The sequence below is a fragment of the Chitinophaga chungangae genome (assembly GCF_017742215.1).
GTDB classification, from domain to species: domain Bacteria; phylum Bacteroidota; class Bacteroidia; order Chitinophagales; family Chitinophagaceae; genus Chitinophaga; species Chitinophaga chungangae.
The window spans coordinates 22,023-38,058 of record NZ_JAGHKP010000004.1 but is presented as its reverse complement, the minus strand read 5'-3'; the positions used below and the strand labels follow the sequence as shown (position 1 = coordinate 38,058).

At 53.3% G+C, this 16,036-nt stretch carries 12 protein-coding genes and 2 tRNA genes; 7 read left to right on the top strand and 7 right to left on the bottom strand.

Annotation, left to right across the window (positions count from 1 at the left end):
* Positions 1–8: 8 nt before the first annotated feature.
* Positions 9–1,373: a DegT/DnrJ/EryC1/StrS family aminotransferase gene (locus tag J7I43_RS19900; protein ID WP_209147615.1), complete on the bottom strand. Its 1,365-nt coding sequence runs from the start codon at positions 1,371–1,373 to the stop codon at positions 9–11.
* A gap of 532 nt (positions 1,374–1,905) precedes the next feature.
* Here J7I43_RS19900 and J7I43_RS19895 point away from each other — a divergent pair.
* Both J7I43_RS19895 and J7I43_RS19890 read left to right on the top strand, forming a co-directional pair.
* On the top strand, positions 1,906–4,032 hold the full coding sequence (locus J7I43_RS19895; RefSeq protein ID WP_209147614.1) for a PVC-type heme-binding CxxCH protein: 2,127 nt from the start codon (positions 1,906–1,908) through the stop codon (positions 4,030–4,032).
* 7 nt (positions 4,033–4,039) lie between these two features.
* Positions 4,040–4,387, top strand: coding sequence for a high-potential iron-sulfur protein (locus tag J7I43_RS19890; RefSeq protein WP_209147613.1), 348 nt, complete (start codon positions 4,040–4,042; stop codon positions 4,385–4,387).
* Positions 4,388–4,599: 212 nt separating this feature from the next.
* Here J7I43_RS19890 and J7I43_RS19885 read toward each other — a convergent pair whose 3' ends face one another.
* Positions 4,600–4,962: a DUF488 domain-containing protein gene (locus tag J7I43_RS19885; RefSeq protein WP_209147612.1), complete on the bottom strand. Its 363-nt coding sequence runs from the start codon at positions 4,960–4,962 to the stop codon at positions 4,600–4,602.
* A gap of 196 nt (positions 4,963–5,158) precedes the next feature.
* On the opposite strand from J7I43_RS19885, the gene J7I43_RS19880 reads away from it, so the two are divergent.
* Complete coding sequence (locus tag J7I43_RS19880) at positions 5,159–5,857, top strand: hypothetical protein (protein WP_209147611.1); 699 nt, start codon at positions 5,159–5,161, stop codon at positions 5,855–5,857.
* 30 nt (positions 5,858–5,887) lie between these two features.
* A complete protein-coding gene (locus J7I43_RS19875; protein ID WP_209147610.1) occupies positions 5,888–6,592 on the top strand; it encodes a hypothetical protein in 705 nt (234 codons plus the stop codon).
* Between the two features lie 111 nt (positions 6,593–6,703).
* On the opposite strand, the gene J7I43_RS19870 is transcribed toward J7I43_RS19875, so the two are convergent.
* Together J7I43_RS19870 and J7I43_RS19865 are read right to left on the bottom strand one after the other, a co-directional pair.
* A tRNA-Pro gene (locus tag J7I43_RS19870) sits at positions 6,704–6,778 on the bottom strand.
* Positions 6,779–6,820: 42 nt separating this feature from the next.
* Positions 6,821–6,909, bottom strand: a tRNA-Ser gene (locus J7I43_RS19865).
* A gap of 81 nt (positions 6,910–6,990) precedes the next feature.
* On the opposite strand from J7I43_RS19865, the gene J7I43_RS19860 reads away from it, so the two are divergent.
* Positions 6,991–7,212: a hypothetical protein gene (locus tag J7I43_RS19860; RefSeq protein WP_209147609.1), complete on the top strand. Its 222-nt coding sequence runs from the start codon at positions 6,991–6,993 to the stop codon at positions 7,210–7,212.
* 56 nt (positions 7,213–7,268) lie between these two features.
* Here the strand turns inward: J7I43_RS19860 and J7I43_RS19855 are convergent, their stop codons facing one another.
* Both J7I43_RS19855 and J7I43_RS19850 read right to left on the bottom strand, forming a co-directional pair.
* Complete coding sequence (locus J7I43_RS19855) at positions 7,269–9,077, bottom strand: alpha-L-fucosidase (protein WP_209147608.1); 1,809 nt, start codon at positions 9,075–9,077, stop codon at positions 7,269–7,271.
* Between the two features lie 462 nt (positions 9,078–9,539).
* Positions 9,540–11,579: a M13 family metallopeptidase gene (locus J7I43_RS19850; RefSeq protein ID WP_209147607.1), complete on the bottom strand. Its 2,040-nt coding sequence runs from the start codon at positions 11,577–11,579 to the stop codon at positions 9,540–9,542.
* Between the two features lie 109 nt (positions 11,580–11,688).
* Here J7I43_RS19850 and J7I43_RS19845 point away from each other — a divergent pair, with 109 nt between their 5' ends.
* Both J7I43_RS19845 and J7I43_RS19840 read left to right on the top strand, forming a co-directional pair.
* Complete coding sequence (locus J7I43_RS19845) at positions 11,689–12,231, top strand: hypothetical protein (RefSeq protein WP_209147606.1); 543 nt, start codon at positions 11,689–11,691, stop codon at positions 12,229–12,231.
* A 5-nt stretch (positions 12,232–12,236) separates the two neighbouring features.
* A complete protein-coding gene (locus J7I43_RS19840) occupies positions 12,237–13,496 on the top strand; it encodes a replication-associated recombination protein A (protein ID WP_209147605.1) in 1,260 nt (419 codons plus the stop codon).
* A 103-nt stretch (positions 13,497–13,599) separates the two neighbouring features.
* On the opposite strand, the gene pbpC is transcribed toward J7I43_RS19840, so the two are convergent.
* The gene (gene pbpC / locus J7I43_RS19835; protein WP_209147604.1) at positions 13,600–15,990 is read right to left on the bottom strand and encodes a penicillin-binding protein 1C; all 2,391 of its coding nucleotides are present in this window, start codon (positions 15,988–15,990) and stop codon (positions 13,600–13,602) included.
* Positions 15,991–16,036 lie beyond the last annotated feature (46 nt).

The following is a 16,036-nucleotide window of genomic DNA, read 5'->3' as shown; positions in this document are numbered from 1 at the left end:
AATATTTTTTAGATCTTTCCCGCGTTGTTGCTGATGCCTTTGATGGCTTCGGCGATCCCTTCCATGTCTTTACGCGAGCCCAGCAGCATGTTCTGCGTCATCCATACCGCGCTGTTGCAGAGCGCGGCGTTTTCGGGGCAATGATTACGGCGTTTGTAATCTTCGAAGTCCAGCATCTTTTGCGAATAAAAACTTTTGTACACGCGCGTGCCGAACGTTTGCCGCATAAATTCCTGCGTATGCATTTCCTTGTAACCGCCGGAGCAGGGTATGCCTTCTTTGCGGAGCGCGTCCATGAATTTGGCCCTGGTGAGACCTTTGAAGGAAGCGGGATCGTAGCGGAAGGAATACAGGTGATAAGCGCCGCGATTCACTTTATCGTAGAGTTTGATCGGCTGGATGCCTGGAATGTCTTTGATCATGGAGCTGAGGTAGGCCGCGTTCTCATGACGGGTATTGGTTTGTTCTTCCAGCCGTTTGAGCTGCGCGAGGCCGATGGCGGCGGCGTATTCGGTAAGCCTGATCTTTGAAGCTTTCATGAAACTGTCTCCCGCCACGGCGCCGGTGGAGGTACCGTACGCGTAACCAAGGTTATGCGCGGCGAAACAATTGTCGATAAAGCGGTCGTCGTTAGACACAATGGCGCCGCCTTCGCCGATGGGCAGGTTTTTGGAATTCTGGAAGCTGAAGCAGCCGGCTTTCCCGATGGAGCCCACCACTTTATGATCGTACACGGCGAGATGCGCCTGGCAGGCGTCTTCGATCACCGCGACGTTATGTTTCTGCGCAATGGCCATGATGCGGTCCATATCCGCGGGCAGGCCGAGGATGTGCACTACGAGAATGGCCTTTGTTTTTTTGGTGATCTTCGCTTCGATCTTTGCGGGATCTATCTGATAAGTAGCAGGATCAACGTCTGCGAACACCGGCATGGCGTTGTTGGCGAGAATAGCCTGTACGGAAGCGATAAAAGTATAGGGGGTGGTGATCACTTCGTCGCCTGCGCCGATATCCAGCTGGTTGATGGCGGTGATGAGGGCGTTGGTGCCGTTCACGACGGTGAGGCATCTTTTAACGCCTACAGCGGCGGCCCATTTGCTTTCAAATTCGTCTACCAGTTTGGCGCGCGACCAAACGCCGCTTCTAACGCTTTGGATCAGCGTCTGTTCGTCTTCCGACTGGATCCACATGGGCCATTTCACCCAGCTGGCCGCATTGAAGAGCGGCTGGCCGCCGAGGGCGGCGGGTGTGCGGGAGGCGGAGAAAACGGAAGAGGAGGCGAACGAGCTGTTCACCAGCCCGGCGCCTAACAGGTACCCGGCAGCCCCGAGAGAGCTTTGGCGCAGGAACTTCCTTCTTGAAGAGTGACCCATTGAATGTTATTTATACGTTGATAATAATATAAGATACGGGAGCGGAGCCAGCCAGCATAATATCTGCCTGTTGCTTTTGGTTGATCGGTAACGTACCCGAAAATAATCATTATTTCGAATGAGCGGTAATTTTTCCTCAACTTTTTTTTCAAGTGGAAAAGAAATTATCCCGAAAAACGGCTGTTTTTTCATTTACCCGGCGGTTTTATCCAAGGTTTCTGAGGAATATCGGAAAATCCTCTATAATCGTTTACTGTAAACGGATTTACACCCATCTACATTCACCAAAAAGCAGCATTTCCATGTCGGTTTTTCCTTCTTTCCACCCCTGCATAAATTTTTTTTCGAACCGTGGCTCCGTAAAATGTGTACGTTACCGGCAAAATCATAAAAAGAAGCCTGCCATTCTTCAAATTTTGTAAAACAGGCTATAGAATATCAGAAATAATATGCAATATTGTGTACGTTACCGGAAACCGGTCAAATCATCTTAAGCTCGTTTTATCAATCAGGTTTAAATACATTACTCACTATGCGGAAAGTCCTCAAACTATGCACGGGCCTGCTTTTGCCTGTAATGCTCATCACTTCCTCCGGCTGCGGCAACAAAGAAAAATATCCCGCGCCGCTTTCCCCGGAAGACGCTCTCAAAAGCCTCCGGGTAACCGACGGATTAAAAGTTGAGCTGTTCGCCGCAGAACCGCTCGTAACAGACCCCGTGTCTATGGAATTTGACGAAGACGGCAATTGTTACGTGGTCGTAATGACCGACTACCCGGACAAACCCGCCCCCGGCACCGAAAAAGGCCACATCCGCGTATTGCGCGACATCAATGGCGACGGCAGGGCGGACACTTCCATCGTTTTTGCCGACAAACTTTCCGAAGGCACCAGCATTCTTCCCTGGAAAGGCGGCCTGCTCGTTACCGCCGCTCCCGAGATCTTATACATGAAAGATACTACCGGCGATTTTGTGGCCGATGTTCGTGAAGTATTGTTCAGCGGATTTTTTAAAGACAACCCGGAAACGCAGATCACCAATCTGCGGTTCGGGGTTGATAACTGGATCTACGCCAACAACCGCGGGCAGGACGGCAACATCGCCTTCCGCGACAAACCGGACGCAAAACCATTGTCTGTCAAAGGCGCGGACTTCCGTTTCCGCCTCGACCGCGGCCTCTTTGAACTGGAAACCGGTCCGGGCCAGTTCGGCCAGGCGCTGGATGATTACCGCAACCGTTTCGTAACGGAGAACTCCATTCACATCCAGCAGATCATGCTGCCCTGGCGGTACACGCACCGGCACGAATACCTGCCTTCCGCGCGCGCCATCCGGAATATTTCCGATCACGATCCCATCATGTACCAGCAATCGCCCACGCCATACTGGCGGGCGGAAAGAACGAGAAGAAGGAACGCCGAGTTCCAGGAAAAAAAACTGAAACGCGTGGAGTATGAAAGAGATCATTTCACCGGCGCGTCCGGCGGCACGTTTTATTTCGGCGATGCATTGCCCGCGGAATACTACGGCAACATTTTCACCGGCGAAGTAGCCGGCAACCTCGTGCACCGCGACGTGCTCGTGTATTCGCCCGACAGTGTGCATTTCACCGCCAGGCGCGCGGAGGCGGAAGCAAAACGGGAGTTCATTTATTCGGAAGACAACTGGTTCCGCCCAGTTAACTTCACCACCGGCCCCGACGGTTATCTCTACGTGCTCGATTATTACCGTCAGCATATCGAAACGCCCGTTTCCATCCCCGACGATCTCAAAGCCGAAATGGATTTCTACGCGGGTTCCGACAAAGGGCGCATCTACCGTGTAATGCCCGCCAATGGCACCTACAAAGCCGCATGGCCCAAACTCGGCAAGATGTCCGGCGACAGCCTGGTTCAGCTTTTCGCGCATCCCAACCAGTGGTATGCGCAGCAGGCGCACCGCCTGCTGGTGGAAAGACAGGATAGATCCGTGATACCCGCCGTGAAACAAATGCTTTCCAACGCCGATCCCCGCGCCCGCGTGCATGCGCTCTACGTGCTCGAAGCGCTCAATGCGCTGGACGTTTCCATCGTGAAAAACGCGCTGGCAGACAGTTCCGTGAACGTGCAGGAACATGCCGCGATGCTCGCGGAAAGTTTTCCCGCCTGTTTGCCGCAGCTGCTGGCGATGGCGGAGAAAAGCCCCGCCAAACTCACCGTGCAGGTGGTCCTCAGCCTCGGTCAGTTCACCGACCCGCGCGTTACCGGCGCTTTTGTGAAAGCGCTTTCGCGTTACGGCTCCGACAAATACATGCAGCTGGCGGTGCTCAGCTCCGAAGCCGGATCTTCTCCCGCCCTGCTGAGCGCGCTGCTGGCCAGTCCGATCGCAAAAGACACGGTACAGCTTGCCAACAATTTTATACACGATCTGTCTTACTGCATCGGTTCGCGTAACGACGCGAAACAGGTGGCGCAATATCTCGGCCTGCTGGAGCATGAAGCAATGCAGACCGGCTCCCGGCAGCCGCTGGCGGTGAAGGGCCTGGCAGGTGGAATGGAAAAATCGGCGAACAGTTCCGATGCGCTCAAAGCGGCGCTGAAAGCGTTCCGCCCTCAACTGAAAAATGTGACGCCGCAAACCGTCACGGAATTAAAAACACTGGTTTCCACGACAAAATAAAACGACCATGAACACGCGCAGAGAATTTATCAGGAATGTTTTCGGGATGAGCGGCATGCTGTTGGGCGGCGCTTTTCTCGTCACCGGCTGCGGTGGAGGGAAAAAACCGGCGAAGGAAGATGCTGCAAAAAAGCAACCCGCCTCCTGCAGCGATCTTTCGGGCGTCAGCGAAGAAGAAAAAGAGAAGCGGCAGAAGCTTGGCTACGTGGAAGAAACACCGATCGCCGACAGCAAATGCGGCAATTGTAAATTATATCTTCCTCCCGGCGAAAACGAAAGCTGCGGCAGCTGTTCGCTTTTCAAGGGGCCCGTGGAGGAAAACGGATATTGCACTTATTACGCCCCGCTCTCATAGACGATACAATGTGCGGTTTTATCAAAAACAGCAGCGGCAGGAAGCCCCCATGGCTACGGCGGGCTCCTGCTTTTTTATTTCCTTCCGCCAGCGATAGCATTTTGCATTTACAGCAGACAAACATGAAATAACCGGAAAACCTATGCCAGTAGTAAGGGACAGGCCTAATTGAGGCGGACTTGATCCGGTATTGAACCGGGGTTAATATCCTATCAGGCGGAAAAGGCATGCGCAAGGTATTCTTTCAACACAACAGCCTGGTTGTGCGCTTCGTCTTTCGCCGAATAGATCAGCGTAATGTGTTTTTTGTTTTTATGCGCGGAGATAAACTCTTTCACGGCGGGATTCTCTTTTAATTCGGTTTTGTACCGTTGTTGAAATTCTTTCCAGCGCTCGGGGTCGTGCCCGAACCACTTGCGCAGTTCATTTGAAGGAGCGAGCTCCTTGGCCCACTCGTCCACCGCGGCCTCTTCTTTCGTTAATCCGCGCGGCCAGAGCCTGTCTACCAGCACCCTGAAACCGTCTTCCTTTTGTTGCGGCTCGTAAGCGCGTTTGATATGTACGGCGGGTTTCATGGCAGGAAGGTAATGAAAAACTCTGGAAGAACGGGCAGAGAAAATCTCATTATCCAGGTAGGCGCTAACCTGAAAGTTAGCGCCTACCTGATAAGTAATTGATGTTTAAAAATAAAAAACTAAGGATCTTCAGAGTATATTGCGCAGATCAACGACCCAAACCCTAATGAAAAAGTATCTTTGCTTAACATTTTCCATGGTAGTAATCGCATGTGCGAAAAATGATGTTAACCCGGACGCAAAACCCACAACCGACATCAGCCTGGAAATACTTCAAATGACAAGTTATGCGCAGTTTGCCAGCCTCTCGGACGAAAAAAGGGAACAATTGGTAAGTTACCTGGACCATGCTCCCAAAGCGAAAGTTGATGCCATTTTTAAAAAAATGCACGATTTAAATGCGCCGCTTTTGAAGGCCGAATCGCAAAAAATGGCAAGGGCGACGAATAGCCTCACCGACCCTGAAGATCCTTTCTGGGTAGTGCCAAGTCCGGATGATGAGCCAAATGCCAAAGACGAAGTGATTAACGTGGGAGAATTTGTATATCATCCTTATGATGTAGATTTCCTGTATAACTGGGTACCTCTTTTTAATGCCCTTGGTATCTATTGGATACGGTCAACTGAACGCTTTCAGCTGCATTGGACAGGAGATCCCTCTCCTAGTTCGAAGTATGAATTACACGATTTGACCCATCAGGGTTCCGCCCTTATAGGCATTGCACCCGGCACCAGCTGGACGGAAACTGCAACTCAGAATATAAAGGGACAATACTTTTGTTCATTACGGGTCCAGGGAGTTCTTTCCTACGGCGGGATAAATGTCCCAAAAGAAGGCCAGAGGTACGTTAATCCTGGCGTAGTCTATCAATCCCAGGGAACTCAGTTGCAATAAAAAATATCTTTTGCTTTTACCGCGCATCATATGAATCTGCTACTACTGGTCATAAGTATTTACTCGGGATTTCTCTCCTCGTTACCCTGGCTACCCGGCAGCGATCGCAGCCAAACGGGGATATACGTGATTTCCGTCAAGGCCCGGATGTCACCCGGTCAGCCATATGCCGATTTTCTCCCGGATGATTCGGTGTTTTATCACCAGGGGTTCGGTATTGAAAAAGTAATGAAAGTGCAGGATCTGATTGTCGGTGACAATCTTTCACGGCGCAATGAAACACACGGATATTATTTTGTCGATTTTATCCGTCACCGTGTGGCGGATTTAGGCATGGACGGGCCTACCCAATCCACCGGTAAAATAAACTGGAGCAGGATGGAAATACTCAAGATGGGCACCCAGTTTAGCTTCAGGCATTATAACGGTGAAAAATACACGTCTAAGGATACAACAATAAGTGGCCGGAACTTCAGGCTCATAAGGTATATTGCTTCAGGCGTCACGCCATTGAATGGAGCGGTAGTTACGTTATACTTTGTTCCTGGAAATAAGGAAGTTTCCTTTTATTACAAAACCGACCAGGCATTCAACGGAAATCTCAGGATGATGCATACATCCGGCCCGGGTTTGCGGGGAGAGTCATTGATGACGATCAGTTTTATTCCTGTTAATAAGGACGATAAAAAAATTCGGCAGATAATACAGCTTCAAAAAAGGGCTGGTCTTCTATAAAAGATCGGCTGCTCTTTCCTAAGCAGTCGATTTGAAGGAATATGGGGCCAAATAAACATTAAAATTAAAAACCCTTCAAATCCAAGGATTTGAAGGGTTCAATTATTTCCGTCGGGATGGCAAGATTCGAACTTGCGACCTCCTGGTCCCAAACCAGGCGCGATGACCGGACTACGCTACATCCCGAGCCTTCAAACATTTATAGTTAAATAAACTACGAATAGTTTGCGGTGAGAGAGGGATTCGAACCCTCGGTACAGTTTGACCCGTACGCCGGTTTAGCAAACCGGTCCTTTCGGCCTCTCAGGCATCTCACCATTTCCCTTGCGGGGCTGCAAAAATAGGAATTATTTGCAATTTTCCAAAAGGCTGAAAAAGAAAGGGTAAATTTAGATGCCATGGGCAACGTAACCGGGCGGGTGCTGTTTTTCGGGCTGCTTTTACCCTGCTGGCCTTCACCACAGGCGGAATTTTACGCCCTGGCCGCCGGCAAACCCGGAAAATACCTGAAAACAAACACGTATTACCTGAAACTGGAAGCATATATCTCCGGCACGATCTACATTTTCCCCGGCGTGCTCACTTTCATGATGCAACCGGCCTCCGCTTCCAAAAAATAACGCAAAAAAAATGTCCGGCACAGCGGCCGGACACGTCTATTTATCTTTTCCCAGACTTATTTCAACGGCTCCAGCAGTACCTGCTTCAGCCTGAACAATTCCTTGCCGTCTTTGGCCGGGCGCACGCGCAACGTCCATTCCCCGGGCACAGGAACCGTGATCACCGCCACCGCCTGGTCGATGAACAGCAGGGGTTTGTGCGTATCGTGTTTGCCCGTGAGCAATACCTGGAACGGGTACTCCTGCATGGCCTTCCCCGCGGGGATCAGCTCCAGCAGGCCTTCCCGGCGCTCGTTCGCCGTATCGGCCGAATATTGCAGCACTACCTTATAGTCGCCCGGCTCGGTGAAACGCAGCCGGTAACTGATGCTGTCTGCCACAGACTGCTGGTTCACGATGCACATGGCATGTTTCCAGTCGCCGAAATAATAACTGTGCGTGAGGGATTTCGTTTGTGCGTTGCCGTTGAGACTCGCTCCCTGCGCGGGCAACGACAGTCGCTCGAACTGCGTACTGATCACCTGTGGCGTTTGGGGCTGTTCTTTCAGTTCCCCGCTGTAATCCAGCACTACCACGGTGTTCCTTTCATCCGGCAGCGTGGCGGGCAGGTTGATGTACACGTCTTTTCCCTGCTGGCGCATCGTTAGCGGCTTTTTACCAGCCAGCAGCGAGGCTTTCACGGCTTTCGCGGTAAAATCTGGTAACAGCAGTTTGCCGTTATGCGGACGGTGAAACACGTGCAGGTACAGCTTCCCGGGCTTATGCGTCATTACGCCCCAGGGCTGCGGCGCAATCGGTGAATAACCGGTGCCGTACACGGCTTCGCCGTTTACTTTCAGCCAATCGCCCGTAGCGCGGAAATATTTTTCGGACAAAGCAGGCAGCTTGCCATTGCCCATCGGGCCGATGTTCATCATCAGATTGCCGCCTTTGGAAGCCACTTCCGCCAGCAGCCGGATGATCTCCTGCGGCGTTTTGAAATTCTGGTCGAAAGCGGAATAACCCCAGCTGTCGTTATGCGTAAAGATCGCCTCCCATGCGCCTTTCACCACGCCGGCGGGCACTTCGCCGTCGCCAAAATCCTTGAAATCGCCAAGACCGTTGCCTACACGGCTGCTCACGAGGCAATTCGGTTGCAGCTGGTGTACTTTTTCGAGGAAAGCGGCGGATTCTTCCTTGTTCATATTGCCCGGCGTGTCGAACCAGATAATGCCCAGCTCGCCGTAATTGCTCAGCAGTTCCGTGATCTGCGGCAACGATTTTCCACGGTAATAAGCGGCGTAATCTTTTTTCTTCGGGTCAAAGTCCCAGCTGTTGCCGCCGCCGTTGGGCTCGTGCCAGTCCTGGAACTGCGAGTAATAAAACCCCAGCTTGATGCCTTCTTTTTTGCAGGCCGCGGCCAGCGCTTTGATGGGATCTTTTTTATACGGCGTGGCGTCTACGATGTCGAAATCGGAAACCTTGGAATCCCACATGGCGAAGCCGTCGTGGTGTTTGGCGGTAAGCACGATATATTTCACGCCCGACGCTTTGGCGATGCGCACCCATTCTTCAGCGTCGAATTCAACGGGATTGAAGCCCCCGGCAAGCCGGGCGTATTCGGCGGCGGGCGTTTTATCGCGGTTCATGATCCATTCGGTGATGCCGTAATATCGTTTCCCCCGGATGTCGCCGCCAAAATGGGCATAAGGCCCCCAATGCAGGAACAGGCCGAACTTGGCTTCGGTGAACCACCGCGTCTTTTCTCCTTTCCCCGCTTCGGCGTTCTGCCCCCAAAGCTGGTCCGGCTGCTGCGCGAAAACGGGAGAACCGGCGGAAAGCAGGCCGGTCATCGCAATAATCTTCATACAATCGTGGAATCTCATACCTTTTGAATTTTGTACAAGGATAAGAAAGCCATGGAGAAAGGATTAACAGTTAATTGCTGCTTATTGATAGTATTTGCGCGAATATGCGCCATGCGGGAAAAACAGTGAAGATGAAAGCCGTTGGTGCCGGCACAGGTTGTACGGAACCTGCACCGGCCGCCAGGGAAATTGGGGTCACAACGGTGGACAGGCCGGTGGACTGCCGTTCGCGAAATTCATTTAATTTCATCCGGGATACCTGCGTATCGCTTGCGGCAAGACCGATTAGATCCATCTCAAAGGTCTGATATTCATAATGATTATGAAAGCGTACCACTACCTGAAATTGACCGTAGAAATACGCATTTTACCACGCTGCAAACATGGCGCAGTGCCGCACAATTAATTAATTATCAATGAAATAAAAAAGCCGCCCCGGGGGTTTCCGGGCGGCTTTTCCAGTATGATGGTTTGGAATGCTTACCAAATTACCACGCGTTCCGCGGCGGGCAGCACCATTTTGCTGCCTTCGGCGCAATGCCATGCATCCCTGAACTCGGTGAGGTGCGGCAGCGGGCCGTTGATGCGGTAACGGGCCGGACTGTGCGGGTCTGTCTGTATCTGGTTGCGCAGCGCGGCATCGGTGATGTTCGCGTGCCATACCTGCGCCCATCCGAGGAAGAAACGTTGTTTCCAGTCGAAACCGTCTACTTTCGGGGGCTCCGGTTTGCCTTCGATGCTTTTCTGCAGGGCGTAATACGCCAGCGTCAGCCCGCCGAGGTCGGCGATGTTTTCGCCGATGGTGAGCGCGCCGTTGATCTTGAAACCGGGCAAGGGTTCCAGGCCGCTGAAATAATCGATGTACTTTTTAGCCAGCGCATCGAAATTTTTACGGTCGTCTTCCGTCCACCAGTTTTGCAGGTTGCCGTCCGCGTCGAACTGCGAGCCCTGGTCGTCGAAACCATGGGTGAACTCGTGGCCGATCACGGCAATAATGCCGCCGTAGTTGATCGCATCGTCTGCATCAGCATTAAAGAAAGGCGGCTGAAGAATGCCCGCGGGGAATACCACTTCGTTGTTGAGCGGGTTGTAATAAGCGTTCACCGTTTGCGGCGTCATCAGCCATTCGGATTTATCCACCGGTTTGCCTACTTTTTTGTTCCGCTCTTCGTTGCGGTAATGCGCCGCGCTGATGATGTTCTCTATCAGCTCGTCCCGTTTGATTTCGATGCTGGAATAATCTTTCCAGTTGTCCGGGTAACCGATCTTGTAAGTGAAGGCTTTCAGTTTCTTATGCGCCATTTCCTTGGTGGCGGGGCTCATCCAGGCCAGTTTGTCGATGCGCTCGCCGTACACGGTGCGCACGTTTTCGATCATCTCCGATACTTTCTGTTTACTGGCTTCAGGGAAATATTGTTTGGCGAAAAGTTTGCCCAACGGCATGCCCAGGATGCCGTCTGTGGAACGGATGGCCCTGTCGATGCGGGGGCGTTGCGCTTTGCGGCCGGTCATTACCGTGGCGAAAAAGCGGAAATTCTCATCGTCGAACTTTTTGGGCAGGTAACCAGCGAAGGTAGACAGCAGCTGGAATTTGGTGTATGTTTTCAGCGTGCTGATGGGCGTGGACTTCAGCAACTTGGCGCCGTTGGCGAGGTATTCCTTGTTCTGCACCACTACGGTGTCGGTATACAGGCCCTGTTGTGCAACAAATTCTTTCCAGTCGAACTCGGGCGCCAGTTCCAGCAGTTGCGCGAAACCTATCTTGTTATAGGTTTTCACGGGGTCGCGCAATTCCACGTTGGTAAGCTGCAGTTTGGCTACGGCCGTTTCGAAATCGAGGATGGTTTTACCGGGGTTCTGTTCTTTGAACCCGGCGAGACCGAACATTTTATTGACATGGCCTTCAAATTCCTTACGGACGTTTTTGGTGCTTTCATCGTCTCTTTCGTAATAACTTCTTTCACCGAGGCTGAGCCCGTCCTGCCCGCCGTATACGGCGTTCACCTTGCTGTCTTTGGCGTCAGCGTCCACCGCGAAACCGGCCCAGGTGCTTACGCCCATGGTCTGCAGTTCGCCGCAAACGCGCGCCCAGTCTGCAAGCGTTTGAATGTTATCGATCTTTTCAAAATACGGGCGAAGCGGGGTGATGCCTCTTTTTTCGATGGTAACGGTATCGAGGAAGGAGGCGTAATAATCGGCGATCTGCTGTTCTTCGGTACCGCTGGCAAGGCCTTGGCGGCGGGCGATCTCGGTGATGATGCCTTTGAGGCGTACTTCCTTGTTTTCTTTATCGAGCACGTTAAACGCGCCCCAGCGGCTTTCGGTGCCGGGGATGGGATTGGCTTTTTTCCAGCCGTCGTTGGTGAACCCGTCAAAATCAGCACAGGGCTGAATACTGCGGTCGAGCGACGACACCTCGAATGCCGGGGCTTTTTGTGACTGGGCCAGGGCGTCTGCCGAGCATACGGCTATCAGCATACCGGCCGCCATCCATTTTCCGGCGGATGGGAGTTTATGCATATTATCAGGTTTAGAGCAATAAATTTATCGAAGATTTGGCACTTCCGGCGCGGCCTTTATTATAAATGGTAAATTCGTAGGTTTGCAGGATCAATAATACCGAGGGTTTATGTCATTTTTGTTTGGGCTTTTCCGTTTCCTGACATGGGGAAACATCGTAGTAGCATGTTTTTTCATTTTATTTATGCTGATGTCGCTCTTGCTGGCGCCGTCGCCGCTGAGCCTGCTCATGTCGCTGGTTTTGCTGGGCGCAGTGCTGTATCACAACATTTTATGCACGCAGCTGCAGCGCACAATCGCCAATCCCGGAACACCGCTTCCGGAAACCCTTCCCCGCACGATCCTTGTTTCCGGCATTATTGCTTTCATGTATGCCATACTGGTAGCCGTTAACCTGATCTTCATCAGCCGGGTGGCAGACAGCGAGCTGATGAAAATGATGAACACAAGCGCCTTGAAGGAAACAGACGGCGTTTCAGCGGAAGACATCCTGCGGCTTGGCCGCAGAATGGCAATTATCCTGGGCAGTATTCACGCCGCCGCCATTGCGGTGAATTGCGAGCTGAGCCGCATCTTTTTTAACCGCTGGCGGAAAGACCAACAGGAAAAAGAAGAAGATAGCAACAGTTTTTTCGATATCAATAACCCGTAACAACCATGCGCGCACCACTGGCAGAAAGATTACGGCCCGCTGTACTGGACGATCTCGTTGGGCAGGAACATCTCACCGGCGCCGGCAGTATTCTCCGTAAAGCGATACTGGCGGGCAAAGTGCCTTCCATGATCCTTTGGGGGCCTCCCGGCGTGGGCAAAACCACCATCGCCAATATCATCGCCAACACGCTGCAGGTACCGTTCTACACGCTCAGCGCCATTTCTTCCGGCGTAAAGGATATCCGCGAAGTGATCGAGCTGGCGCGGCAGAAACATTCCGTATTGTTCATCGACGAGATCCACCGTTTCAACAAAGGCCAGCAGGACGCACTGCTGGGCGCCGTGGAAAAAGGCATCGTAACGCTGATCGGCGCTACCACCGAAAACCCGTCTTTCGAAGTGAACGCGGCCCTGCTCTCCCGCTGCCAGGTATACGTGCTGAAAGCGCTGGGCCCCGACCAGCTGCAGCAGTTATTGCGGCAGGCGATGGCCAAAGACGAATGGCTGGCGGAAAAAACGATCGAGCTGAAGGAAACCGAAGCGCTGTTCAACATCGCCGGGGGAGACGCGCGCAAGCTGCTTAACCTGTTCGAACTGGTGGTGGACACTTTGCAGGAAGAACAACCGATCGTTGTCACGAACCAGAAAGTGATGGAGATCGCGCAGCAGCGCGTAGCGATCTACGACAAGGCCGGCGAACAACATTACGACATCATTTCGGCGTTCATAAAATCCATCCGCGGCAGCGACCCCAACGGCGCGGTGTACTGGCTGGCCAGGATGCTCGAAGGCGGGGAAGACGTGAAGTTCATCGCCCGCCGCATGGTGATCCTCGCTTCCGAAGATATCGGCAACGCCAATCCCAACGCGCTGCTGCTCGCCACCAGCACTTTCACGGCCGTGAACCTGATCGGCCATCCCGAAGCGAGGATCATTCTCTCGCAATGCGCTACTTACCTGGCTTCGTCACCCAAAAGCAATGCGTCGTACATGGCCATCGGCATGGCGCAGAACATGGTATCGCAAACCGGCGATCTTCCCGTGCCGCTACATATCCGCAATGCGCCTACAAAACTGATGAAACAACAGGGTTACGGGAAAGATTACAAGTACTCCCACAGCTTCGAAAATAATTTCGCGCGGCAGGAATACCTGCCGCAGGAAATTGCCGGCACAACGTTCTACGAGCCCGGCAACAACGCGCGGGAAGAGGAATTAAGGCGGTATTTGAAAGCGTTGTGGAAGGAGAAGTATAATTATTGAGTTCCTGCGCCTCATTTCAACTTAAAACAAATAATTACTGAAGCTCAATTCGGTTAAAAATGAGCGCCATTATCACCTCTAATGAGCTGAATAACGCCTTTTTTTATTTCCCCGTCGCCTTATCCAATATCTCAAATCCCTGCCGGATCTCTTCCCCGTCCTCATCTACCAGGGTAATCGTATGCCTTCCCGGCGCGGGACGAACCGATACCTGGTGAAAGTCCGTCGTTACGCCGATAAAATGTTCGTCCAGGTGCCAGAAGATCTTCGCGGATTGCTGGCGGTGCGTGGCTTTGAACACCGTTTCCCCCAGCGTGCCGTCTATTTCCACGGGCACGAATATCCTCGCCGCAGGCCGCGGGTAGATCAGCTCCATCGACCGCCCCTGCTCCTGTACGCCGCAACCCGGCTTGAACGGCGGCAGCGGTTCGTAAGCATGCGTCATCCGGTAAAAATGTTCCATCGCTGGCGGCAACACGAACCATGCTTTGTGCTGCATCAGGTGCGGCGCTTCACAATCAGCCGTTACCCGGTACTGCCCGGATGCGTCGAGGTGAATAAGCTGGTGATAAGGGCACGCCGCCGAGCGCAAACCCGCCGCAGGAACGGGAAGCGTGTCTTTCTCCAGGCAATATTCCCCGGCCCTGTAACCGCTTTGCCGGCACACTAATACCGGCTGCAGTTTGTCTGCCGGCAACGGCACGGGCGCCGCTCCGGGCAACAACCTGAAAATATCGAACATGATGGGCGCGGCGGTCGATACGCCCGTCAGTCCCGGTCTTCCTTCCCCGTCCGCATTCCCCACCCAAACGCCTACCACCTGCGTGGGGGTTACACCGATGGCCCAACCGTCCCTGAAACCGAAGCTGGTTCCGGTTTTCCAGGCGATCCTTTTGGAAGAGGCGAACGCCTGCCAGATAAATTCCTCTCCCGGCCGCATCACTTCTTCCATCGCCTGGAACGTATACCAGATCGCGCCCGCGTCCAGCACGCCGAAACGCGATAACGAATTGCGCGAAGGCAACGTTTCGTCCGGCCGGTAACCGGGCGCATGGTAATCGTCCGCATCGTATTTGCCGTTGTATTGTTCCAGGTGCAGCAGGGTGCGCGCCATGCTGGCATAGGCGCCGGTAAGCTCCCAGAGCGAGGTTTCGCCGCCGCCCAGGATCATCGACAGCCCGTAATGCGCCGCGGGTTTGTTCATCGTGCTGATGCCGAGCTTTTTTAGCAACAGCAGGAAACGGTCGCTGCGGTACTGCTGCAACAATTTTACCGCCGGGATATTCAGCGAGCGCGCCAGCGCACGCGATGCGGGCACGCCGCCGTCGTACGACTGATCGAAATTCTGCGGCGTATATCCCGCTATCTGCGTGGGCACGTCCGGCAGCAGCGTATGCGGCAGCATCAGCCCGTCGTTGAGCATACCGGCGTACAGCAGCGGCTTCAGCGTGCTGCCGGGGCTTCGCGGGGCCTGTATGATGTCTACGAAAGATTCCAACTCGGGATTGTCAGGATTATACACGTTGCCCACATAAGCCAGGGCATGACCGGTTTCCACGTCCAGCACGAGCGCGGCCGCATTGTTGATGCCGTTGGCGCGGAGCTGGTGATGATGACGAAGCAGAATTTCATTGACGTTTTCCTGCAGCTCCCCGTCCAGCGAGGTTTTGAGCCGGGTGCTGTTTACTGATCTTTCACGCGTGTAATCCTGCCGGAAACGGTTCAGCAAATGCGGCGCGTATTGCGGAAGCACATGCGGCTTGTCCGGCAATGGTTCTATGCAAGCCAGTGCGCAGGTACTGCTGTCGATAGTCCCGTTCCGCCAGAGTTTTTGCAGCAGTGAGTTACGTTTGTCCAGCAAAACCTGCCGGTTGCGGCCGGGATGTATCAGCGCGGGACTGTTCGGCAAAACAGCCAGGGTAGCGGTTTCCGCCCAGGACAGCTGGTCGGGCTTGCGCCCGTAATACCGCCACGACGCGGCTTCCAGGCCTACCACATTGCCGCCGAAAGGCGCATTGCCGGCGTACAGGCCGAGAATTTCCCTTTTGGAATAACGGAACTCCAGCCGCGTGGCCAGTATCATTTCGATGGTTTTCTGCCAGAACGTGCGGGGCTGGTTGCGGTACAAGCGTATGACCTGCATCGTGATCGTGCTGGCCCCGCTCACCACCCTGCCGCCGCCAAGGTTCTGCCTGATGGCCCGGGCCGTTGCAAGCGGGTCTATGCCCCAGTGATAAAAAAAACGTTTGTCTTCGTACGCCACGATGCATTTTTCGAACTTCTCCGGCACCAGTTTATCCGCCGGGAAACGCCACTGCCCGTCTTTGGCGATGGCCGCGTTCATCAGTTCGCCCTTCATGTCTTCTATCACGAAAGAAGTGGGCGCGGTGAACAACTTTGCCGGCAGCAGGAAATAATACCACAGCAGCAGCCCTGCCAGTATGCTGAGCCGCCATTTTCTTTTAATGACCCACTGTTTGATCTTTTCCCGCATATCGAATGTAAAGGCCGGCGCACGGGAATCTTCATCCCGCGTGCCG

Coding starts and splice junctions, on each gene's coding strand:
- J7I43_RS19900 (WP_209147615.1), bottom strand. CDS start 1,373: ATGGGTCACTCTTCAAGAAGGAAGTTCCTGCGCCAAAGCTCTCTCGGG.
- J7I43_RS19895 (WP_209147614.1), top strand. CDS start 1,906: ATGCGGAAAGTCCTCAAACTATGCACGGGCCTGCTTTTGCCTGTAATG.
- J7I43_RS19890 (WP_209147613.1), top strand. CDS start 4,040: ATGAACACGCGCAGAGAATTTATCAGGAATGTTTTCGGGATGAGCGGC.
- J7I43_RS19885 (WP_209147612.1), bottom strand. CDS start 4,962: ATGAAACCCGCCGTACATATCAAACGCGCTTACGAGCCGCAACAAAAG.
- J7I43_RS19880 (WP_209147611.1), top strand. CDS start 5,159: ATGGTAGTAATCGCATGTGCGAAAAATGATGTTAACCCGGACGCAAAA.
- J7I43_RS19875 (WP_209147610.1), top strand. CDS start 5,888: ATGAATCTGCTACTACTGGTCATAAGTATTTACTCGGGATTTCTCTCC.
- J7I43_RS19860 (WP_209147609.1), top strand. CDS start 6,991: ATGGGCAACGTAACCGGGCGGGTGCTGTTTTTCGGGCTGCTTTTACCC.
- J7I43_RS19855 (WP_209147608.1), bottom strand. CDS start 9,077: ATGAGATTCCACGATTGTATGAAGATTATTGCGATGACCGGCCTGCTT.
- J7I43_RS19850 (WP_209147607.1), bottom strand. CDS start 11,579: ATGCATAAACTCCCATCCGCCGGAAAATGGATGGCGGCCGGTATGCTG.
- J7I43_RS19845 (WP_209147606.1), top strand. CDS start 11,689: ATGTCATTTTTGTTTGGGCTTTTCCGTTTCCTGACATGGGGAAACATC.
- J7I43_RS19840 (WP_209147605.1), top strand. CDS start 12,237: ATGCGCGCACCACTGGCAGAAAGATTACGGCCCGCTGTACTGGACGAT.
- pbpC (WP_209147604.1), bottom strand. CDS start 15,990: ATGCGGGAAAAGATCAAACAGTGGGTCATTAAAAGAAAATGGCGGCTC.